The following is a 23,164-nucleotide window of genomic DNA, read 5'->3' as shown; positions in this document are numbered from 1 at the left end:
AGATGTAATTCGAGTCATAGGCAGTTTTATTTCAATTATTGGGGATTAAATTTATTGTGTCAAAAAGGCCATAGTAGGAATCAGGTGATTTTAATTCTTCATCGATTATTTTTCTAATTTTTGATTTTTTAAAATGAAATTCCATTCCGGCTTTCCATGCAGTCCAAACGTCCTCATCTATTCTTTTCTTTTTATACCAAAGATATTCCTCGGCGCAAAAATTTAAATAATCTGCAATTAATTCATTTGTCAATTCAGACTCCAATCCATTTAATTTATCATTGAATTTTTCATCGTATTTATTATTAAACGATTCAAACAATTCTTTGAAGATTTTATGATCTTCAATTTTATATGACCTGTATCCGAGTGATAAGGAAATAGCTGTTGCCAGAGTTCCTAAAAACAAGTCCGAGTTATGATTCGACCCACAGTATATAATTCCCGCAATTAAAAGTCCCAATCCATTAATAAGAAATAAATCAGAATGTCTTCGAATGCTTTTTAAAAACGTTTTCATAAAAAATTAGATTGATTTTTTGTAAAACCCATAAATAAATATCCAACTCAAGGAATTGCCGTTTAGATATTTAGTAACTTCTTCCAGTTCTCGTTTCATTTCTACAGTCGCTTCTACTTTAAATTGTAGTGCTGTTTCTAAATCATCTTTTAACGATATTACGACTTGGCATTTATTAAATAAATCAATTGAATCATTTTCGTGATATTTCTCTTTGTGTTCGTTCATTTTGCTTCGAAATTCCATTACTAATTCAAAAGGAGAAGGATTTTGGAGATAATTGATCGATGATTGCATATTTATAAATTTGCCTAAAATAGAGTCTGCCTGTATTACTTTTCGAAGTGTTGTAATGTCAAAACTTTTAAAATAGTCAGCATTTAATGTGGGCAAGTGGTTATACTTTATGCTTTTACCTTTTTCTGTTCCAAAATTAAGCACATATTCTATCACTTTATTACATTGGTTATTGTATGTATTAATGCTGCTTAAAATTAAGGTATCCATATATCCAAGTAAGGCAATTCTTGCTCTGTTTAAATCATAAGCCAATTTAAATCGTGAAGTTAAGTAGGTGCTTAAAAGTGCGGCAAATATGCCTAAAAGGAAATCATTGTTCATAATTAATAATAGGTTTGATTGTGCATTATCTTTTAGTGGATTTTCTTTTTACGCTTATTATAAAAAACGGTATCTGTGTGCTTTTCAATCACCCATTCTTCAAATTCTTTTCGCCCAATTTCCAACGTCTGCCAAGAAATTGTCAAGTTCATTTTGATAAAATTATTTAATTGTAATTCAATATCAGGTACAAATGATTTTTGGGAACTCGCCATTGCATAGCCTTTTACATTTGAAAAATAAGTCTCACCCAAAGTTCGTCTTAAGGTGTGATTCTTTGTATTTAACAAATCAGCAATTCTGCCTTTAATATTACCTGTCTCCCCAACATATTTTAATTTATCATTTTCAAATACAAGATAGGTTCCGGCTTCATCCGGAAATAATTTCGTCCATTCCCATGTTAAAAGTGCCTTTTTTTTATTCGAACTATTAGTCAGTTCACTCGGTATCTCGTTAAAATACTGTTCAATTATGTAAGGTTTAATTATTGTTTTCACTCTGATTTTATTTTAAAATTGACAATAACCTAATTGAGCGCACAATAATTTAGCAAATTCGTAGGGACTTAAAAATTTGCTAAAACTTGTAAAGAATTCGTTGATGATATTTGTAAGATTATTTGAATTGTTAAACAAATTTTGAACAGCTTCTTGTATGCCTTCACTTAGTCCCCAAAATACATCAATCGTTAACCTCGCTTTACCGCATATAGCGTAAATAACTGTAAGTGAAATTACTTTACACCATGTGCATCTATTGAAAATAGGTTCATGCTTTAAAATGTTTCCTGTTTGACGAACATATTTCTTTGTATTGTTTTTGTCAACATCATTGGTTATATAACCTATTATTGTTATTCCATAATTCCTTAAATATCTCAATGGGTGTGATTTGTAAAACATGTATTCAAAATTGTTTTTTTCAAAAATCAACGCTAACTCTTCAAATTTAAGTTGCATGTTCTGAATTTCATTGGTACTGAATCTTATATTCTCGGCCATAATAGTTTTTTTATTTGATATTTAATTTACCATTGAACGCTTTTTGACTCAAACTTTCATACAAATTTTCCAACTCCTGCAAACTGTTTTTGTATTGCTCTTTCAGTGTTTCAGTTTTGGTTACAATGGAGGCGAATTGGTTTTGGATTTCTATCGGTGGAAATATTATTTCAATTTGTTCTAACTTGCCTACTGCAAGACCGGGCTGGGCTACACCTGTTGCATATTTATTAAGATTGATTATGTATAAAAGATAATAAAGCCATGATGTTTCATAATTCATTATTTGAGCACAAACTACTGCATGTTCAGTTGCATGAAACTTTCCTTTAGCAACTTTTACATTACCGCATAATGCACCTTGTCTTCCTATCAACACAAATTCACCGTTATGAGTATAAGTTTTTGTATAACCTCTTAAACCATTTCCTCCATAACAAGGATATAATTCGCTACTGAAATCAGATTCAATATCAGAGGCTGCAACAAATTGACCTGATTTCATTGAGGTTATTAATCCTAGCTTCTCCAATTTCCAACTTTTATCATTTCTTACAGGTTCTCCAAACATTTCCAAAAAAGTGCTTTCCAAAAATTTATCAAGTAACCCAATGCTTTGTTTGCGTTGCTCAATAAGTGTTTCGGCTTTACTTAGAATGTTGGCTATTTTGATTTGGTCTTGTAGTGAAGGATCTGGAAGAATTATTTTTTTTTCAAATGAGAAGGCCCGGAAATTTAATTGAGCTGCACCAGTAATTAACTTTCGTAACTGATTTTAAAATGGTTTGTTTTAAGATAAAATTTTAAATAGTCAAGATGAAATTGTTTATTATTTATTGTCTTGAACCTAATTGTGCTTGTGTTCAAACATAAAGGCAAATCTTCCTTTTTTGCATAAGCAATTTTATTGTGAAAATAGTCAACCACAATACCGGAACTTGCAATTAACAAATCGCCTTCATCTACTAAAAAATGCTTGTATTTGCCATATGCTTCTTCATTGGAAATATATAGCTTTGTTGTTGAGGTTGTTAATTTCCCTTTATTTATATTCCCAACATTCAAAAGTTTCACACCTTCCTGTCTGAATTGAAATTTTCTAACACCAGGACCTTCCTGAAAGAATACAACGTCACTTAAATATTTTGTTTCAAATTTCATCATACTAATTCTTTGAGTTCTGATAGTCCTTTTTGAATTTTAATTTCGATTTTTTCCAGTTGGGTAATAATTGATTTCGGTTTTTCATAAATTACTTCTGTGTATTGTTCAATCTTATATGTGCTTAAGTTCAAATCGTATGTGTTGCCAACGATTTCTTTTTTTGAAACAAAAAAATATTTCTGTTTTCTGTCAGTGTCGGTTTTTATATTTCGTGTTTTGTAGCGTTGAACAATTTCTGGCAAATCGCTGTCGGTGATTTTGTTTCGTTTATCATCCAATGTATAACCGTCTGCTTGCATATCATAAAACCAAACATTATTTGTTTCACCACCCTTTGTAAAAAAAAATGGCAGTGCTGACGCCTGCATATGGTTTAAACACTCCGCTTGGCATAGCAATTACGGCTTTCAGTTCTGTTTTTTCAATCAGCATTTTTCGCAATGCTTCAAATGCTTTTCCACTGTTTTGTATCACACCGCTTGGCACAATTACGGCGGCTGTGCCTCCCATTTTCAGCATTTTAAATATACGCTCAACAAAAAGTAATTCTGTTTTTGTTGTTGGCAATTTAAATCCTTCGTTTATATCGCCTTTGTCAATGTTGCCGGTGAATGGTGGGTTGGCCATCACCACATCATAGCGGTTATCTTCATTGTAACTTTTGCTAAGTGTGTCTTTGTAATCTATCTGTGGTTCGTCAATGCCGTGCATCATCATATTCATTAAACCCAAACGCACCATTGTGGTGTCAATATCATAACCCGTAAAACTTTTATCTAAAATATTTTTTACTTTTTCGGTAAGTGCTGCACTCATGGTTGCCCGTTCAAAACCATCTTCGTCTTTTTCTAATTTCTTTTTATCCTTTTGCCGCACTAAATCTGTTAACACATATTGGTAAGCACCCAACAAAAAACCACCAGTGCCGCACGCAGGGTCGGCAATGTGTTGTCCTAATTGTGGTGCAACTAATTCGGCCATAAGTTTAATAATATGTCGTGGTGTCCTAAACTGTCCGTTCTTTCCTGCGCTTGCAATTTCACTCAACAGCATTTCATAAACGTCACCTTGTATATCCTGAAAGGCATGTCCGCCATCGGTTGCATCTTTTTCAATTTCTTTAAAAATATCTTCTACAATATTTATTGCTGTAACCAACAAACTTGCTTTCGGCATAATGAATACTGCATTTGCCATGTGCTTAGTGAAAAGTCCCTCGCCTGATGCTCCGTCCTGAATGGTTTTCAAAAACGGAAATACTTTCATTTGCACATGTATCAGCATTTCATCGGCAGGTTTGTGTTTAAAAACACTCCAACGCAATTCGTTTTTATTTACTTCTGCATTGCTTCCGGGAATTTTGAATTTTCCTTTAAATTTTGAAGTATATTTTTCTCCTGTGAAATCGGCATCTCTTTCTCGCTTTGCTTCCAAATCATCCATGCGTTTCATAAAGATTAGATAGGTGATTTGCTCAATGGCAGTCAACGGATTGGCAATGCCGCCTTCCCAGAAGTTTTGCCAGAGTTTATCGATGAGTGATTTTAGTGTGGAGTTATTCTGTAACATTTATGCTGCTATTAATTTTTCGGTAAACTTTAATATTTCTTGTATCTCATTTGGATTGAAAACTCCTCTGATTCCTTGCGGGGAACGATTGTAAAATTTCTATTCCTAAAATGTGTTTGATGAATTGCAAAAACACCGCTTTGCGGTGGTTGTAAACTCTTCGCAATAAATCAATGGTGATGTGTGGATGTTCGTCGTGCAGTTCGGCTGCAAGTTGCTCAGCTTCTTGTTCTGAGATTTCAATGCCGCCTTTTAATTTTTGCAAAATTGGATTTCCCAAAACCAATTCATTTACTTTCTGCTCCACCAACTCACGGTATTTTGCGACACTCAATGCTTGGTGTTCGGGGCCAAACTCTATAAATTCTTTTTCGCTTACAAAATCTTTCAAATTAAATTTAGCAGGTGCTAAGGGAGTTATTGCTTCACGAAATTTCATCAGTGGTGAAAGTTTCTGAATCAATTCATCAAATTTTGCTTCTGTAATTGTTGCCCAAAAATTATTTGTCTGTGCCTGGCGAATGAGTTCTTCTTCTTTGGCAACTATATTTATACTCAACGGCAATTCGCCTAATTCTTCAATGATACTTTCTTTCAGTGTTTCAAATTTATCTTTTTCCTCTCTCAAGTGTGCCAAAGAAATTTCCAACAATATCTTTTTCAAATCGCATGGCTTTAAAGTCAACATCAGCAACGGTTCTGAACAATGGTTTTACAACTCCATCCAAATATTCAAGTTTGTCTTGCGAAAGATTATTCCAAAAGTTTTCATCATCCAATCTTTGCAACTCATGTCTGGCTTCCATTATCACTACTGAGTTTTGCGGAAGTTTTGCAGTTTGTTTTTTTAGTTTTTCAATTTCTTTTTCTACAATATTTGTCTTATTTCGTTTTTGTGCTTCTACAATCTTGTCAAGGCGAACACCAAATAAACGAACAGGCAATGGAATTTGCGGTTTCAATTCTTTGCCTCTTGGATTGAGTTTGAAATATTCAAAGTTGTCCCAACAATCTAAAATCAGAAAAGAATCTTTTTGTGTGCACCACGGTTTTATTTTTTCGGCTTCAAGCAATCTTGTACCTCGGCCTATCATCTGCCAAAACTTTGTGTAGCTGTAAACAGGTTTTGCAAAAACAAGATTTGTTATTTCTCTTATGTCAATTCCTGTATCAAGCATATCAACGCTTAAAGCAACACGTGGCATATCATTATTGGTGAATTGGTCAAGCAAACCACCTTTGCCATATACCCGCGGGTCTTCGCTCACAATTACTTTTGCTAATTCTCCTTTGTATTCGGGATATAGGGAATCAAAGATTTCTTCCATTCGTCTTGCATGTGCTTTGCTGATGCAAAAGAAAATTGTTTTACCGGGCAATACGCCGTTTGCATCTTTGATGGATTCTTCCATGAACTCACGAACTATCAAAGCGTTTGTTCCTCTATTGATAACTTTCTTTTCAATCTCTGTTCCTTCAAAATTTATTTCTTCAATTTCTTTTCCTTCAAGAATTAAATTCTGTTGGTCTTCCAATGCAATTGTTCTCTTGCTAATACCTTCGTCCTGAAATTTGGTTTTGATTTTCATTACCCGAAAATCACTTAAATAAGGAGGGATATGATTTATAGCTTCATCATAAGTATATGCAAAAGTTGGAACGCCATCATCGGTTTCAAATAATTGAAAAGTGTTGTGATCAATTACATCGGTTGGTGTTGCAGTCAACCCTAATGTAATTGTATTGAAATAGTCCAATATTTCCTGATAAGTATTGTAAATACTCCGGTGACTTTCATCAACAACCACCAAATCGAAGAAATGTGGTGACAAAGTATTTTGTTCGTTTCGTATTACATTCAACATTGTTGGATAAGTTGAAACATATATACGGCGATCACTTGTAATAATTTTTTCTCCTTGCTTTGGCCAACGAGGTTCGTTTGGCAAATATTCTTTGAACGCATCAAGCGTTTGATTTTGCAAAGCTATTATATCCACTAAAAACAGAACTCTTTCCGCCCAACCTGCCCGCATGATTGCATCCACCAAAGCGATACAAACACGGGTTTTACCAGTGCCAGTCGCCATCACCAATAAAAACTTTCGTTTCCGTTTCTCAACGGCTTCCATTACGGAACGGATTGCCCGGATTTGATAATCCCGGCCCGCTATTTTAGTGTTGATGAGTTCACCGGCTAAAATTTTCCGTGCCTTACGAATGTATTGGTAGCGTTCCAGATCATCACGGGTTGGAAATCCGTGAACTTTCTTTGGAGGGTAATTATCTAAGTCCCAAAAATAAATGTCGTGACCGTTGGTGTAAAAGCAGAAGGGGAGTTCACCGCCTTTAGTTGTCTGAATGTTATTGCAATATTGTTTGGCTTGTTCTCTGCCAATAGCAGCATCGGCGGAAGTTTTCTTGGCTTCAACCACGGCAAGGGGTTTCCCGTCTTTGCCGAGTAGCACATAGTCGCTGAATTGGTGTCCGGCAAATGGGGTTAGGCCTTCTTCTACACGATCATTATCAACTACAATGTCAAATTCCTCAATCACCTGAGTCCGGTCAGTGGTATTCCATCCGGCTTTTTTAAGGCGGAGGTCAATAATTTCTTTCCTGGTGTGCTTTTCGGTGTGCAATAATTGGAATTAATGAAAAATTGAGCAGTAAATATAAGGGTTTCAGTGTAGAAATTCAATCATAGTTTAACTTGAAAGTAGTCAAATTTGTATATCTGTTTCCTTATTTTTACTTTATTGATAGTTTTATTTTATGTTTATTTTCATTTAATAAGAATACAATTTGCTTATGGGTATGACTAATAATTTGACGGTTACCAAGGTCAAACTCCTTATGGTGGTTAGGACAAAGTATAATAATATTTTCTGGTTTTTCTCGGCCTTTTTCATGCTTTGGTATAATATGGGCAGCTTCAATATAATTATCCCCATCTTCTTTTAGGATTGAATTTCCGCAAATTTGACATTTATAACCACGGATTTTCTTAATCAGCGTTATAGTATAATTGTCGCGTTTAAAGGTTTTGTGATTTATTGTATATTCTTCGGGATCAGTATCTTTTAAGTTTAAAAGTTCTTTGATGATTTCTGCTTTAGATTTTTTTCGTAAATATTTTTGAATTACTTCTTGTTCTTTTTCATCTTTTGATAACAATGGTTTTTGAACAAGATCAAGGACAGTAACCGTAAAAAAGGAATCCGGATTATTCAAAATGATATTTCCAATTTTATCTCGAAATGCTTTAGGCAATAATATTTCAAGCCCGCTTGTAATGGTAAAAATATCTGTCACATTAATGTTGAATTTATCTTCAAATTTAATGTTCAATTTTCTTTTTGTACTATCCCTTAATCCGCAAAAAGTTGCAACCTCATTCTGAGATTTAATAGCAGAATAGTTTTTTTTGTTTCCATTAAAGAATTGTCTCCAAGAAGTATTTGATATTTTTTTTAACTTTCCCATATTTATTTAATTATGCAGGACGAAATTATAAATTAGTTAGGATTTAGCCAATGATATAATCCTTCATGATCAAATCTAGTTTTGTATTAAAAAGTGATATAAGGAGAAATCGGCATTAGTTAGTCAGCTAAGGCACTTAATATACAAATTACTAATTTCTCCAATATCCTTCATTAATTTTATTGTCGGTGACGTACCCTAAATCAGCACATTTTCTATATTCCTCACAAGCCAAATCTTTTGCTCCTTTGGATTTGTAAATGCCGGCTGTGTTAAAAAGGGCTAATTCATTTTTAGGGTCATAACTAATAGAAATTGATAAATCACAAATTACTTCTTCGTTATTACCATAGTCAAAATAATTATGGACTCTAAATCAATAGGCGTCTGATAAAGTAATTGAATCAAGTTTATTGCTTCGTTTGAAGTTATTCAAAACAATCAACTTAACAGTTTTATCACCTAGATAGTTTTTTCTATACCTTTACTAAATTCCTATCGGTTCTTAGATTATTTGATCTCATTTAAAATAGTTCGCATGTAGGGTATGTATATTCCAGCACTCGTTAATACGTTGAAATCGTCAATAACCATAGAAGTCCATGTGGTTTTATTGGCCAATGAAAGTGAATTAAATTTCATGTAAATGTTATAGGCTTCGTTTATTTTTAATTGTAAAAGGTACGCATGGGCTAAATTACACCATATATATAAGTTGGATTTGTCGTATTCTAATCCTTGCAAAAGGTATTCTTCAGCTTTTGCAGGGTTTACTTTAAGTAGGTAGGCCCAGCCGATATTATTATACAAACTTGCATTATTATACCCTTGTTTTATTAAATTTTCACCATAGTAAATTACATTGTCCCATTCTTTAAGATTGAGCGCTTCCTGTAAACTTTCAAGGTTGTTTTGAATAATTGCTTTTTTTTGTGGCGAGTAATTCTCATATCCAGGTGTTTCATAAGATTTGAGCTCGCTGTCAAGATTGCATACCTGCTTCTTTAGTTCGTAGGCTTCATAGACCCCGAGATTGTATGCTAGTGTTAATTCTTGACAAGTTATTCCAATATCTTGCCCATCTTGTATTCTTGACAAGCATTTTTTATACAAAATGGGACCATAATTAACTATTGTATATTTTTCTGCTTTTTCACAGTCTATTACAACTCCATTTAGATCGCCTAAGTTGGAACGACAGAGCGCCCTTTTGTAATAAACGCCCGCAAGTAATTCTCTAAAATCAGCAATTATTGTAATAAGGTAATCAGAATTTTCTAAGCTATCGGTATAATATTTTTCAAGAATGTTAATTGCATTGGTGTATAATTTTGCAGCTTGAGAGTAATTCCCATTTTGATATTGAATAATTGCGAGGCTATCAATACCAGGGACATCTTTAAAGAAACTTTGCGCAGAGCAATAGTTTGAGCTAAAAAGGATAAATGAAACTAATAATAAAGTATAGGATTTTTTTAAGAATTTCTAATATTTCTATTAGTGAATTTAGGTGTGTGATTCATAGTTGTTAGCTTAAAAGTTATTTATTTGAAATAATTAGTAAACTTTAAGGAAAAAACAAGGTATCTGCGCAAGTAAAAGATACTATTGCACTACATTGGTCAAAAGTATCATTTTTGGGGTAATAATCAGCCTTTCAGCGCAATTTTTTTTGGATTTATTGGTATTTCGTGCAAACGCCGGTCAAATTGACCACCCCGCCCTGATTTAAACTAGAAAAATATTGAAGAAGGATGGAAAATTACCAATTTAAATCCGCCGAATGGTTATTTATTCTTTTATAAAGATCATGATAATATTCATTATTCGGGTCCATTTCGAGTGCCTTCAATATGTATTCTTTAGCTTTTTGATATTCATATTGTTTCAAGCATAATTTGGAATATGCATAATATAAACCGCTTTGCAAGCCATTTTCCATTGCGGGTAAGTTCAATGCCTTTTCATATTTTTCTTTCGCCTCCTCATATTTTCCTTGGTCGTTCAAAATGACACCATATTTGTAATACACAAATGGGCCATTTGGATTGCATTCAATGGCTTTATCTAGGTAGCTTATAGCTCTTTCGGGTTGATCCCACGGCTAATTGCATGATTATGGCATCCCAAACAACTCGCCAATTTCCATCTTCATTTTTTGAGTATAATAGGACAAGTAATTAATTGAATCTCCATCATGTGAAATTTGTTGTCCGTTTATTTTAAATCGTCTATATGATGGTAAGTTAATATTTGCATCTGCCGCTACTATTGATTTAATTAATATACCTTGTGGTTTAATACTATCCGGAATTTCAAAATACTTTGTAAACTCACTTAAAGTGGCGAATTTCTTAGAGTCTGTTGAGATTAGATCATAGGCGTCCTTATGATTCTGATTAATTCTTAGTTCCATGTATTCACGCAATACTTCCTCCGGATTGGTTTCATCTAGGCTTTTGCAGCTTTGTGCAATAGAGAACAATGCAATTAATGCGACAAGTGAAATTTTCATACAGATTGGGTTTAAAGATTAAAACCGGCGCATTCCCCGATATTTAAAGGTGAGTGCTTTGGATTTGAGTCAAATATAATCATAATTCTGAAAAATTTGAGGCGATTTCCGTGGATGCGGAGTAGTGTTTGTTGTAGCTGGTGCAGAAAAGGGTAAATGAATAATTAATGTTGATTATCAAGTAGATATGTCAATCAAGCATCTAATTAATAGCCATACCTCTTTTCTAAGGGAAATTCCGTGGATTCGACTTCAACGGATTTCCTTTTGGCCTTGTAATAAAGTATTGACCAAATAATTATGGCTGCCAGAACAGCCAGAATAAGGACAAGGTTACCTTTTGACTGTCTGAAAGGTGGAGTTGTGAGGTTGGTTGCCTGCAAGGCTGGAATTGACAAGTCCATAGGACTAAAAGATTCGGTCATACATTACGAGTTTTAAAGTGTTAATAGAAATTGAATGCCCATATTCAAAGCAAAACACATAGTTTTCGTTTTGACTTGCTTTCAATTGATGGGTGAGGTATGTGAAATTATAGCCTTTGGCTATAAGATCACCTCTTGTTACTTCAGTCTGCCCGTTTTCCAAGAATCGCTTTAAGATTTGTCTGTTCTTTAAAAGAATTTTGTAAATTCCGTTGATTTCTAATTTTTGCTTTCTGGCGAAGTCATTGTTAAACTCAAATCGGCATTCGTTGGAACAGTAAAATGCATTCAACCTGCCTTGAAATAGGCCGCCGCATGTTCGGCATACTTTTGATCTTGATGAAGTTTCCATTTCATAAAAATATACAGTATTTTTCTGTAAACAGAGTAAAATCGGATGTATTTGTATTTATTTACTAAAATTTACTTTGTTTAACGAGTGAAATCCGATTGTAAGCAATTTTACACGAAAGAATTATAATTTCTCAATAGTAAATTGATGGTGAAAACATATTTACACGAATAAATTTCTATTTATTTGGAAAACGGGAAGCTATTGAAACTATTGCTGTGCGCTGTATACACGTGGTTTACAATTTTAGTAATTTCACGTGCAGTAAAATCCTGTTCTGTAAACTTTAATATTTCTTTTAGGGTTTCGGTTTCAATTATACCTTTTAGATTACAATATCTTGCCAGATGTAAAATGTAATTGTGTCTTTGATTTTCCGTAAAGGAATATTGCTTATTGATTTGTTCCACACACCATTGAAATGCGTTTTTGGAATTATTAAACTGTTTGCTAGGGGTATAGGTTGCTTGGTGGAACTGTCTTACAGTTTCTAAAAGGTGATATTTTTTAGCATCATGATTAAAAAAGTGCGTTTCATTCGTATTGTAGGATACAAACCTCGGCTGTGAAATGGTTTTATGGCAATTATCACCCATTGGCAGGCCAATATCTTCAAATGAACGAATTAACCTTGTGTAATGCCTGCGGTATAGTTCCGGGCAAAGAAATGGAATAATGCAAAACAACCGTTTTCCGCGGCATGAAAGGCCGCAATAGGCTATATAAGGGATTTTTTTGAGCTCCTGCATCACTAAAATCGGGTCGTAATCTTCTACACTGTCTAAATCAACGGCAGCAAGGCCGGAATAGGAGATGAGGCCATTATTAGTTCTGCGATTGAAAATTCCTGCAACGGTGAAACAGGGGAGCTTTTCTTTTAGGGTTTTTTGAAGTTCGGGATTTGGTTCGTTTCTTAAATTAATAATTGCAGATTGGTGTTTGCGTGTATCAAGAATCCTGAGAAGTGGCACATTTGTGCCGGAACCGGATGCAAGGATGGAAGGGTAGTAGCTTACGTTTGCATGTAAAATACTCATAAAATACTTATGTTTTTGATGTTTCACTGTTTCACTGCTTCACACATTTACAATGCGAGCAGTGAAAGAGTGAAGCAGTGAAAGTGAGATTTAAAGATTTTTATTCGCGGGAATAGTCAGTTTCTAAAAGGAAGGCTGCACTGCCACCGTTAAGTCGTGCGCGTTCAAAACCTTTGTTTTCAAGTCGGGTAGAAAATTTGTTTTTACTAACTGCCTTATATCCATCTTCAGAGCAAAAGGCTTTATATGCTTGGTATAACTCGGCAACTGCTTCCTTTCTAGTGGTTGAGGGTATTAAGGCTTTTTCATCAATAAATAATGCAACGCTGTCCGATTGTTTTTTGTATTCTTCTATTGCAAAATCAATTTTTTCGCTATGTGTGAACTTTTTTTGAGTATGCAAACGATGTATTCCAATTAGTAACCAATTAAAAATGCCGGGTAATTCATTTGCAATAATTTTATCTGCCAGATCAATATCCTTTTCAGCATCTGAAATTTTTGTTTCAAAGGGCAAAATCAAATATCTTCGGTAATACGCTTCTGTTTGTTCCGTTAATTTAGGAAGTTCATTTGTGTTGAGTATAAACCTTGTTTTTGGAAACAGGGTAAAACTTTTGCCGTAAGGTTCTCTAGCTTGCATTGGTTCTCTGCTTGCCAGTGTTTTTAAGGTATCAGGATTTATCTCCGTTCCTTTTTCACTGCTGTAATTAAGCAGTTTATTGGTCAATTTTGCTCGAGTTATATTCATGTTCAAACATACCCAAGGAATAGTTAAGTAGATTTTCTTCTCCAACTAAGGCACAAATAATATTAAAGAAAACACTTTTCCCGTTTGACCCGGAACCGGTTAACATCAATATCTTTTCAAGATTTAAGTCACTGAAAATATAACCGGAATATTCTTGCAAAACTGCCTGACAACTTTTATCGGGTAATACCTTATTCAGAAAATTTTCAAATAATGGACATTTTGCTGACGGATTATAATCAAATGGCAATTGATTGGTTATAAAATCTACAGGATCGAAATCTCTAAGTTTGCCGCCGGTAGGAGAAAATTCAAAGGTTCCGTTGGTTAGGTTAATTAAAATTGCATCCGGTTTGTTTTTTGGAGGACTTAGATCGCCATCTGTCATAAACTGTTTTAAGAGTTTGTCTTTAAAGTCGAAGTGGCGTGCATCATATAAAGGAATATCCATAGCCATTGCCACTTCCCCTAACATGGATTTTAGTTCATCCTTTTCTAATTGCAGCCAATAGCAACCATTAAAAATGTATACATAATCGTAAACTTTTGCCAGATTCCACCTGTTTTCCTCTGCAATTTCTTGCAACCGCTTTACAACTCCAACTACATAATGTTTTTGAGCAGTTTTAACATTGTCCGGTAATTGCAGATATTCACGGAAATTTACAGGTTTGATTTCGGCAAGTAGGTTTTGAATAACCTGCTCGGCAGTCTTTCTTCCGCCAAAGGCATTTATTTTATCCTCATTTAAGGTGAATACCTTTTTATTTGTTGCAGGTTCTTGCTCAGTTGGCATCAATAATTCGTTTTCCATTATTTACCTCCTGATTTATTAATGGTGTTAATTAATTCTGCCCTGTTGAACAAAATACGGGAGCCCATTCGTTTAGAATTAATGGTTCCATCATCCATTCTTTTATATAAGGTTGGTTTTGAAATCCTGAGTAAATCGCAGGCTTCTTGAACGGTGAGAAACTCATCCTGATTTTTTAACTGGCTGGTTTCTTTTGCCTCATTTTTTTTGAGGAGATTGATTTCCTCCCGAAACATGTCCCGGAGTTCATCTTTTGTTAAGGTTGTGAAAAATTGGCTCATGTCATTTATTTTTCACAAAGATCTTACGAATAAAACTTTAATAAAAGAAACTGATATGCAATGATTTTACTATTTTTACTATTATACTTACGAATGAAAACGTAAACAATACTCTTTGTGCCTACGAACAAAAACGCTATTTTTTTTAAATTTTGTTCGTAGTCACCTTGTAACAAGGCTTTTTACTCGTGCTTCGAAATAGTGGTTCTTTGAATTGTAATTATTAAATTCGGCTTTGTCATCAAAGCTTAACAGCCCAAAACCTTCAGCAATATAGCCGGTTATAATATATTTTCTATGTGGGGTGAAGTTTGGTAAAATACTTTCCAACTCTTTATAGATTAGTCGAATTGACTCATTTTTACTTCTAAGCGTTTCACTTAATAATTCCTCTAATTCCGGGTTGTCAAAAATAGCATCAAAAATTCATCTAAATTTGCCTCCTCGTTCTCAACCGTTTCAACTACCTCAGTGCTATCATCACTTTTAGGTAAAAAGGCTTTAATAAAATATGCTGCCACCAATGTAAAAGCCATAGTCACAACATAGTGGCCAATTCTATCCTCGTTTGTTGCATTATGACTGGAATAGCTAAACAATAGCCTATGATTACCTGATTTGTAAAATGCTTTAACACCTTTTATAATGTCAATTTTTTCATTCTCATTTAGTTTAGTGTTTATCGCATTTAGATAATCCTGCTTAATATTTTGTATCGTTTTCACAGCATTCCTTAAATATTCCCATTTTGTTAACGGCTTTGTGAAATTCATTTTAGGCATCTCTACAACTGACCCCATTAACAATTTTAAATACTTTATGGATTCGTAATCTGTTAATATGCTCGATTTTTCACTAGGCTTTAAATTGAGTGAAAGGGTATTGTTAAATTCAGGGTTGTATTTAAGTAAGTTTTCGAGATAGCCTATTGTGATTAGGATGTTGTGGGCGTGTTTTTTTGGTGTAGAGTGCTTGCATTTAAGTAATTATAAAATTGCAATTAGTTTATTAACCTATTTGGATACAGAGGATTATTTCAGTTTCGGTGTATTGCAATATTTTTCCAATAGTTAGTAATTCTGGAACGTCATCTCCATTTTGAATCCAAAATTCTGTATTTTCTTGAAGCAAGGCTTTAAACTCAGCACCATAATAAACATGAACTTTTTTACCATCGGCTGGCCGAATTACTAGATTAATCGGTTGGCCATCTTTAAGAGCGCCTGTGATAACTGTAGGTGTTTGAGAAGAGACCATTAGAACACCGAGTTCTTCTGGAAAATGATACCTAGTATTAGTTTGTAAATATTGTAAAACTTTTGTAACCGCTCTGGTAATAATGATTTTTACATACTCCCAATTCCCTGTATTGAAATGAGTATTTTCAAAGTGTAATCTCTTTGAAGATTTATTCATTTCCTCTGCTTCTGCTAATGTAGAAAGTGCTGAAGCAACCATTCCTAATTGGTTTATAATTTCAACTGGTTTATTCCTTAATTTATCTGCCTCCTTTAATATATATTCCTCTCTATTAATTGCTAAGCCGTGTAAATCTTCATCTGAAATATTTTTAACAGTTTTATTTTATGTCTATCAATATTTATCAAATTAATAATTTCCTCTTTTGAATAATTATTTTGATTGTTTATTAACTGTTGTTCAAATTCTATTGATTCAATATTTTCCTCCTCAGACCGTAAAATAATAGACCGTTTTTCATATAATTCCCTAAACCAAAGTTTTGCATTAGCATCGTTATAGTAAAACCACTTATAAATTGAAGAAAATGCTGCTTTTACTTTTTCTTCTCTGTTCCTTCCCCAAATCCTTTGAGTAAATACTTGTAACTTTCTCAGATATTTTATTTGCGATTTCCCGCGAAGTAAGTTTTTTACCATCTAATTCCAGCTTGATCTCATTGGCTAATAAATCATGTTTGCATTTTAATTCTAGTTCTTCCGCAATTGCCTTCAATGTAAGATCGATTTTATCATCTACGGACAAATCTTTTTTTAATCTAAATTCACCATTTTGATTTGGGAGTATTGAATAATGATTCATGTGATTTTCAAGGCCTAATTTTGATATAGCCTGCACCAAATTGTTAAGCCAATCTAAGCTGTTTGTTTGTAAGTGATTGTATAGGTTTGGTACATTCGATTTCTTTTCTAGGTCTGTTATTAATTTTATTATGATCCACTTATCACATTGTTCCCAAGTTTCACTCGACCATGATTCTATACTTTTAGATTCATTTTCATTCCTATAAAAGCCGGAAACTAAAGTGCTAATTTCTTTTCTATCAATCGACAAACTTTCATCACTTGGATCCAAGGCTAAAAGTAACATAATTGCAGTATAGATTTTTTTACTGTCATAGTTTGCTTTGATTAGTGTATTAATACGATCACTACAATCTTTCACATCTTTTTCAATTTGAGGCTTAAAAGTGTGGATATCTTTATGTAATAAATTGACAAGCCAATTTTGGATCAAGTATATTTGAGTACTTCTTTTAATTCAGTAGGTATGTTTTTGTCTTTCCAGAAAATATCTTTTTATAAAAATTCTCTCACTCTGATTGGGAATAATCATGAATTTGGAAAGTGGACTTTCATTATTTTTAAAGTATATTCAATTACTTCATTTAACCAAATTAATGTTAAAGCCTTATCTTCATGTATTAATTTGGATAAATTAGTAATATTTGACTGGTTGCTAATTTCAATTACCATTTTTCTAAATCATATCTTAAATCAATTTTGAAATCACTTTTCCATTCACTATCAATAATTGAGTGCCAAATTTTTACATGGTCTAATTTTGGCAATCTTTTTTTATGGATTTTTATTGCCAATTGCCAAAGAATGGTTAAATTAGTTTCAGAAGCATAAGGGAAAAGCGCTTGCTTTAGGTTTATCCTGCTGTCTTCAGCTGTTTCTACTTCAGTTTCTACTACTTCAGATTCAAGTAAGTTTTTTCTTAATAAAATTTGTATTTCCTTTTATACCAAGATGCAGAAAATGAATCGGTAATTTTAGGGATATCAGTTTTAGCCAAATTAAATAAATTAGACCATTTATTTAAAGTGGCATATTTAATTAGTTTTAAAAATAGGCTAAAGCACATATTTCAATAATTTTACGATTTTCTGCGCTTTCTTTCCCCGCTTCATCTAAAAATATTCCATCACGTTGTTCTTTGGGTGTAAACAAGGCATAGTTTATTACACCTGGAAAGGTGAAATTTTCTGAACCCACAAGTGGAAAATCAAGAAAAATATGGGGTAGGCTATCATCAGAAGAAATGATTGCGATTTTGTTATTTTCAATTGTCTTTACTTGAATTGCGATGCGAACATTGACTGCTATTGGTTTGTCCTTATAATGGGACGGGACTGTTTGATTAATGTGAAAAATTTCTTGATTTAGCGGTTGTTGATTTAGCGGTTGTTGATCTAGTGGTTGTTGATCTAGCATGGAAAATTTAACATTACCATTTGAGGATTTAATTTCTACTTTTTCAATTCCTTCTGCAAAAATTAATGTATATGGTAATGATTTATATAAATCATTTATACCAAGTAGTGCTAGTTTATCATCATCAATTCTATATGTGAATTTTGTATTAGGGTATGAAAAATTTATATTTTCTTTTAAAATGGCAGTTGCATTTTTAACGCTTTTGTCGGCTTCAATAAACGAGTTTCGAATACTTTCCACCAAAATATTTTTATTAATATCACCCCTGTCTACTGAAAAACATACAAGTTCTTTGAAAATTTCATTTCTTTTGTATAATCCGCTTATTTCTATCACCTTAGATAAAAGGTGAGTTGTAAGGAATCCTGTTCCAAAATTACCTATAATAATAGTTTGTTTTTCATGCTCAACTTCGTCAACTGTTGAATCTTTTATTGACTTGACGGATAATACCTTCAATGTTGGATTTGTAAAATAACCGTAGTTATGGGAAAATATAAATTCATTTTTATTAAGTTCAATTAAAATAGAAACTTTTTTGTTTGGAAAATCAGCGGCTACATTGTCTTTGGCGTTTTGAATTAACCCCAGATCCAACTTTCTTTACTTTGTAGGACTGTTATTTACTTTAACCATTTTCTCAATAATCTTATCCGCTGCTGCTTCCAAAGCTCTACAAGGCATCTTCATTAAATTCAAAATCTTCTTTCATGGTTTTATTTTTATATTAATTATGGTTTTTATTGCTATACCAATCATAAAAATAGATAATATTGAATAACACCAGATAATTTGTTGAGGGAAAAAACCATACTGCTCGACAATAGCACGACCAAAAAAACAAAAACCCTTGCACAGCAAGGGTTTTAAGAATTTGCGGAGCGGACGAACTGTAACTGCAACAACGGCAAATCTTTCATGGATGCCAGTGTATGTGGTAATGTATGAAGTGGAATATAAGGCTGTGTAGCAGATGCAATATGGCAAACTAACAACAACTGCTGCAAACGTCAATAACCATTTCCGATTTATCACTATAACAGCTTACGAATGGCTGTAAGAACCATTTGTGTTGAATCACCATTAGTTGAAACAGCATATACTCAACCGATGAATTTATTACGGACAAACAGTATCGATAACATAACAGGATTAAATGATTTACAAATTTCTCCTAACCCTGTAACAACTGCTGCAACCATCGAATTTAATTTAACCACATCAACTGATTTAAATATCGAATACTGGATATCACAGGTCAGGTAGTTAAGTAACCAGAATGGTAATTTAAATGCCGTTATTGTACCCACACAATCGAAAGAAAGACCTCAGCGCCGGCGTCTACACCCTCCGCCTCCGCAACGGACAAGCGTCTTCAAGAAATATTGTAGTAGAATAACATTTCCGTCAAAACGGATTAAATATTAATCCCAAAAAAATGGTCGTTATCAAACGGCCATTTTTTTTGTATAATAAATTACAATTTTGTTCAATCAATCAATCAATTTTGATTAATCAATAAATCAAACCATCATCCCCGCTAATATTGATCTCGCCCCTACGATGAATTCCAATTTTGATTCAATCAAAACAATTTTGATCAATCAATCAATAAACATATCGTCCGGGCGAATATTGATTCGCCCCTACGATGTATTCAATTTTGATCCAATCAAACAACTTTGTTCAATCAATTAACCTGACTGTCCTGCCGAATATTTATTCGCCCCTACGATGAATTACAATTTTGATTCAATCAAACAATTTTGTTCAATCAATCAATTAACCTATCGTTCGGGCGAATGTTGATTCGCCCCAACGATGTATTCCAATTTTGATTCAATCAAACAATTTTGTTCAATCAATCAATTAACCTATCGTTCGGGCGAATATTGATTCGCCCCTACGGTTAATCAAATTTTGATTCAATTTTGTTCAATTTTGATCAATCCAAAAATCCATCTTGTTTCAATTTTGATCAATTCAAAAATTACTTCTGATCAATCAAAAAATCCCTCCCCAACAACTCCTTCGCATTCTCCATCGCCGCTTTCGTCGGCCTCTCCCCGCTGAGCATTTTTGCAATTTCAGTAAGCCGTTCATCGGGATTTAATAATGTTATTTGGGTGGATGTGGTGTTTTTTTCTTTCCGATAAATGTGTTTCGGTGCTGAATTGATGTTCCACTTTTAAAACGGCATCCTTCATACCAACTTCACCGAGTAATTTGTGAACGGATTTTTCCAACCCGTCGAATGCTTTTACACGTTTATCCGATAACTGTTTTGCGGCTATCGATAATTTTGAAAATAATTTATCTATTTCCTGCTGCAGCGCCAAAATTGTAGCTTCAGAATCTACAGGCTAACAATTTTTCACCCAGCGTACCACGCAGTCTAATACACTCTTCCATCGAATTCGTATTGTGTTTCTTCTGCAATCGATCCGACAACATACTCAGCTGTGTTTGAATTCCGTTTGCTGCGAACCGGGTCGGCAATGGTAGAGGTAGCTTATTGTCATCCAAATCGCGGCGTAACATCCCGCAAACTCAATATTCGCAGATTCTAAACGCTTATGTAATTTTCAATCAGGTAAATATTTTGATATACTATTCAACTGATTTATCACCATCCGCAACTAGTCATTAATATTACCCCGACCATTTTCGAGTGTATCTACACTCAATAAACAATTGCGTTTTTATTTCTTTGGCATGACTAAGTTGCGTGGAGGTCAGCTTCCACTTGCACCTGATCAATATCCTCCGACTCCGCTTTATCCAGTTCCAAATTTGAAATTCTATAAAATCTTTTTCAGTAAGTGCTTTAGCTGCCAGTGCTTCGGTTTCTTCCAGTTTTTTATTACAAATTTTCCAGGCGTGATAATGCTGATAAGTTTCAGCAATTTTCCGATTCTGCCAAAGCATCTATAACCGTTAACTGAAATCCGGAATTAACCAAATCCAGTGTGTCATGCCGGGTGTATGGTGATAAGTTTCCCTGCAAACAACTGCAAGGTGCTCACATTAACCGGTGAATCATTTATAAACGCACGACTTTTCCGTTATCGCTCAGCTCGCGGCGTGATAATGGTTTCTGCTTTTGTAATCTATTTCGTTGCTTTCAAAACCTTTAATGCTTGTAATTAATGATATCAAACACCCCTCAACAACACATTTTTTGTCCTTTAAACAAAACCTTGCTTTCCGCACGCTCACCCAAATCAAACCCAAAAGCACCCAATAAAATAGATTTACCGGCCCTGTTTCTCCGGTTATGTATATCTATTCCCTCAATGGACACAATTTCCGCCCCACTAACTATGGCGTCACTGGAATGCGTAACTCCTTCAGCATGCCGTAAAAGATAGAAGAACGGTAGGAGATAAGGTAGATAGCAAATGGTGATTTGTCCGCAGTTTTTTTAAAAGGATTGTAAATCCAACGGCGTTTTTTTATTCCCGCTTAAATTTAAGAAACGAAAATGGATGTTCCTGTTGTAATGATTTGTTATTTGCCTCGAAATTTTCGCGTTTATTTCACTCGCCTTTCCCGGCAGTCAGTATTCGAATACCGATCAACATGGCCTATTTCCTCTCCGTAACCTTTTGGTGGATACGTTTGCTTTTACTCGGTTTGATTATCTGGCAACTGGTACCTGCTTTATCAGGTTCAAACGATTCTGGAAATTGGGCATCAGCATGTTCGTTTTAATCCTCCTTATGGTCTCATCGCTTATTTCCAATTTCGGTTAAGTGCAGATAAGATGTTCCTCCAACCCGAACAAGCTATGCTCTTGCACATGGCGCATCAATGATGTAAATATCAAAATTGGTTGTCGGGGTTCAGATAAAAGGAGAGGCGAAAGCTTATCCCACTTAAAGAATCGGCTACCATCATCAAGTTCGTGATGTTGTTGGGGAAGAAATAATGGTTACCTATTGCGTTGTTTGTCGCACCGGTCGCGTTTTTGACCCGGTTGTGGATGGGGAGATGATGGATTTTCGTTGTGGTTGGACATTTCAATGCCATGTTTGAGGACTATAAAACAAAAGCTGGTGGCGACAGGCAACCGAGAGACTATAACTGCATAAAACAGGCGCAGTGTTAGTAGAAATTCCAACATCTGTACAAAGGTCTTACAAAAATGGCAAATAGCGTTATCCCAATGCTCTTGTTTGCAACCGGATGCTGCCTTTAAAAGATTGCGTGGTTGATGGTTATGACAACGGTAAAATAAACTCCGAGCTCGAAGACTGCGTAGAAAAATCCTGGCAGGGGCAAAATCCATGGGTGGTAAGTGGGAAGTGGGCGAACATACCAAAGCCTTTCGATTGGAACGAACTGGGCAGAAAAAGGTGATTAACGATACGGTAGGTACAACCAATATACCCTCGTAATGGAATCCGACAACCAAAACCTTCCATGCATTCCAGCGACCGAATACTGTTTACGGTTTAGATACAGGCAACTTCCTCAGATGCGATGCAGTCGTGATGTGAAGAAGGATGGCATCTGTGTTTCTATGAAGAAGGGAAGGGCCTTCAAATGAAAAAACTACCCGCTTATCAGAATTTTAGATCGGGTGCTTATCAGGAGTCTAGAAAGAAGTGATGTAATATCGTAGATAAGCCATATAGTAATTATGGTTGTCAACTTGCTATGATAAATGGGAAGGTGAATCAAACCCATCACTTAAAACCAATAAATTTTATCTTACTTAACTAAGAACCGTATTATTCAAATGACAGTTTGTGAAGTAGGTCTTATCCTCTGTAAGTACCTTTCGGAAGTTGGAAATAAGTCTTTTGAATCAGCCGTGTTTTGATTGAATTACTTTGTGAGGAAGCAGAATTTCAACAAGCAGCTCATCTGGAACCTGATCCAAACCTGATTAATTTCGTCCTAAGTTGCTGGAAGTCACTTTTCTAAGGGTTTAAGAAAATCATCCAACCCCTATTCCCCGTCAGCACCCTGACAACTGTCCGCGTTAATCGGTCCATTCGGGTGAGGTAGGAGATAGCCTCGATTTTCAGTGGGCGTGCCTTGGAATATAAGCCTGAGTAATTCATCACTTTAGCCGAAAAAAAACAATTGTAAAACCATACTGTTTGACAGTACGAATGATATTATCGAGGGTTTGTAA

Annotated in this window: 21 protein-coding genes and 2 pseudogenes; 2 read left to right on the top strand and 21 right to left on the bottom strand. The window is 34.4% G+C overall.

The genetic code is table 11. The annotated features are described in order from the left end of the window. Nucleotides 1–31: 31 nt before the first annotated feature. From IPI65_00115 to IPI65_00020, 20 genes and pseudogenes are all read right to left on the bottom strand, one after another. Nucleotides 32–520 (bottom strand): hypothetical protein, encoded by a 489-nt coding sequence (locus IPI65_00115; protein ID MBK7439965.1) that lies wholly within the window; start codon nt 518–520, stop codon nt 32–34. 6 nt (nt 521–526) lie between these two features. Beyond that, nucleotides 527–1,141 (bottom strand): hypothetical protein, encoded by a 615-nt coding sequence (locus IPI65_00110; GenBank protein MBK7439964.1) that lies wholly within the window; start codon nt 1,139–1,141, stop codon nt 527–529. A 32-nt stretch (nt 1,142–1,173) separates the two neighbouring features. Next, nucleotides 1,174–1,641, bottom strand: coding sequence for a GIY-YIG nuclease family protein (locus IPI65_00105; protein ID MBK7439963.1), 468 nt, complete (start codon nt 1,639–1,641; stop codon nt 1,174–1,176). Nucleotides 1,642–1,653: 12 nt separating this feature from the next. Beyond that, complete coding sequence (locus IPI65_00100) at nt 1,654–2,103, bottom strand: hypothetical protein (GenBank protein ID MBK7439962.1); 450 nt, start codon at nt 2,101–2,103, stop codon at nt 1,654–1,656. Between the two features lie 52 nt (nt 2,104–2,155). Continuing rightward, a complete protein-coding gene (locus IPI65_00095) occupies nt 2,156–2,737 on the bottom strand; it encodes a restriction endonuclease subunit S (GenBank protein ID MBK7439961.1) in 582 nt (193 codons plus the stop codon). A 164-nt stretch (nt 2,738–2,901) separates the two neighbouring features. Then, nucleotides 2,902–3,309, bottom strand: coding sequence for a restriction endonuclease subunit S (locus tag IPI65_00090; GenBank protein MBK7439960.1), 408 nt, complete (start codon nt 3,307–3,309; stop codon nt 2,902–2,904). Beyond that, a pseudogene (locus IPI65_00085) lies at nt 3,306–4,878 on the bottom strand (N-6 DNA methylase). The gene IPI65_00090 and the pseudogene IPI65_00085 overlap by 4 nt, the downstream one beginning before the upstream one ends. After that, nucleotides 4,879–7,517, bottom strand: a pseudogene (locus IPI65_00080) (DEAD/DEAH box helicase family protein). Nucleotides 7,518–7,626: 109 nt separating this feature from the next. Then, nucleotides 7,627–8,361, bottom strand: coding sequence for an HNH endonuclease (locus tag IPI65_00075; protein MBK7439959.1), 735 nt, complete (start codon nt 8,359–8,361; stop codon nt 7,627–7,629). Nucleotides 8,362–8,871: 510 nt separating this feature from the next. Beyond that, nucleotides 8,872–9,459: a hypothetical protein gene (locus IPI65_00070; GenBank protein ID MBK7439958.1), complete on the bottom strand. Its 588-nt coding sequence runs from the start codon at nt 9,457–9,459 to the stop codon at nt 8,872–8,874. 664 nt (nt 9,460–10,123) lie between these two features. After that, a complete protein-coding gene (locus tag IPI65_00065) occupies nt 10,124–10,393 on the bottom strand; it encodes a tetratricopeptide repeat protein (GenBank protein ID MBK7439957.1) in 270 nt (89 codons plus the stop codon). An 84-nt stretch (nt 10,394–10,477) separates the two neighbouring features. Then, the gene (locus IPI65_00060) at nt 10,478–10,876 is read right to left on the bottom strand and encodes a hypothetical protein (protein ID MBK7439956.1); all 399 of its coding nucleotides are present in this window, start codon (nt 10,874–10,876) and stop codon (nt 10,478–10,480) included. A gap of 959 nt (nt 10,877–11,835) precedes the next feature. Further along, nucleotides 11,836–12,717, bottom strand: coding sequence for a hypothetical protein (locus IPI65_00055; GenBank protein ID MBK7439955.1), 882 nt, complete (start codon nt 12,715–12,717; stop codon nt 11,836–11,838). 73 nt (nt 12,718–12,790) lie between these two features. Beyond that, on the bottom strand, nt 12,791–13,441 hold the full coding sequence (locus IPI65_00050; GenBank protein ID MBK7439954.1) for a hypothetical protein: 651 nt from the start codon (nt 13,439–13,441) through the stop codon (nt 12,791–12,793). Further along, a complete protein-coding gene (locus IPI65_00045) occupies nt 13,410–14,255 on the bottom strand; it encodes a hypothetical protein (protein ID MBK7439953.1) in 846 nt (281 codons plus the stop codon). Before IPI65_00045 ends, IPI65_00050 begins: the two co-directional genes overlap by 32 nt. Next, a complete protein-coding gene (locus tag IPI65_00040; protein ID MBK7439952.1) occupies nt 14,255–14,536 on the bottom strand; it encodes an excisionase family DNA-binding protein in 282 nt (93 codons plus the stop codon). Before IPI65_00040 ends, IPI65_00045 begins: the two co-directional genes overlap by 1 nt. 392 nt (nt 14,537–14,928) lie before the next feature. Beyond that, nucleotides 14,929–15,336: a hypothetical protein gene (locus tag IPI65_00035; protein MBK7439951.1), complete on the bottom strand. Its 408-nt coding sequence runs from the start codon at nt 15,334–15,336 to the stop codon at nt 14,929–14,931. Nucleotides 15,337–15,544: 208 nt separating this feature from the next. Continuing rightward, nucleotides 15,545–15,994 (bottom strand): hypothetical protein, encoded by a 450-nt coding sequence (locus tag IPI65_00030; protein ID MBK7439950.1) that lies wholly within the window; start codon nt 15,992–15,994, stop codon nt 15,545–15,547. A gap of 312 nt (nt 15,995–16,306) precedes the next feature. Beyond that, on the bottom strand, nt 16,307–17,032 hold the full coding sequence (locus IPI65_00025; protein MBK7439949.1) for a hypothetical protein: 726 nt from the start codon (nt 17,030–17,032) through the stop codon (nt 16,307–16,309). A 611-nt stretch (nt 17,033–17,643) separates the two neighbouring features. Next, a complete protein-coding gene (locus IPI65_00020; protein ID MBK7439948.1) occupies nt 17,644–18,615 on the bottom strand; it encodes a hypothetical protein in 972 nt (323 codons plus the stop codon). Nucleotides 18,616–19,068: 453 nt separating this feature from the next. On the opposite strand from IPI65_00020, the gene IPI65_00015 reads away from it, so the two are divergent. After that, the gene (locus tag IPI65_00015; GenBank protein MBK7439947.1) at nt 19,069–19,284 is read left to right on the top strand and encodes a hypothetical protein; all 216 of its coding nucleotides are present in this window, start codon (nt 19,069–19,071) and stop codon (nt 19,282–19,284) included. Between the two features lie 833 nt (nt 19,285–20,117). Here the strand turns inward: IPI65_00015 and IPI65_00010 are convergent. Further along, the gene (locus IPI65_00010; GenBank protein MBK7439946.1) at nt 20,118–20,357 is read right to left on the bottom strand and encodes a hypothetical protein; all 240 of its coding nucleotides are present in this window, start codon (nt 20,355–20,357) and stop codon (nt 20,118–20,120) included. Nucleotides 20,358–21,948: 1,591 nt separating this feature from the next. Here IPI65_00010 and IPI65_00005 point away from each other — a divergent pair. Beyond that, complete coding sequence (locus IPI65_00005; protein MBK7439945.1) at nt 21,949–22,056, top strand: hypothetical protein; 108 nt, start codon at nt 21,949–21,951, stop codon at nt 22,054–22,056. The last annotated feature ends 1,108 nt before the right edge of the window (nt 22,057–23,164 follow it).

It is taken from the genome of Bacteroidota bacterium, assembly GCA_016706255.1.
Classification (GTDB): Bacteria; Bacteroidota; Bacteroidia; order Chitinophagales; family BACL12; genus UBA7236.
The sequence above is the reverse complement of the archived record's forward strand: the minus strand, read 5'-3'. Positions and strand labels throughout refer to the sequence as shown.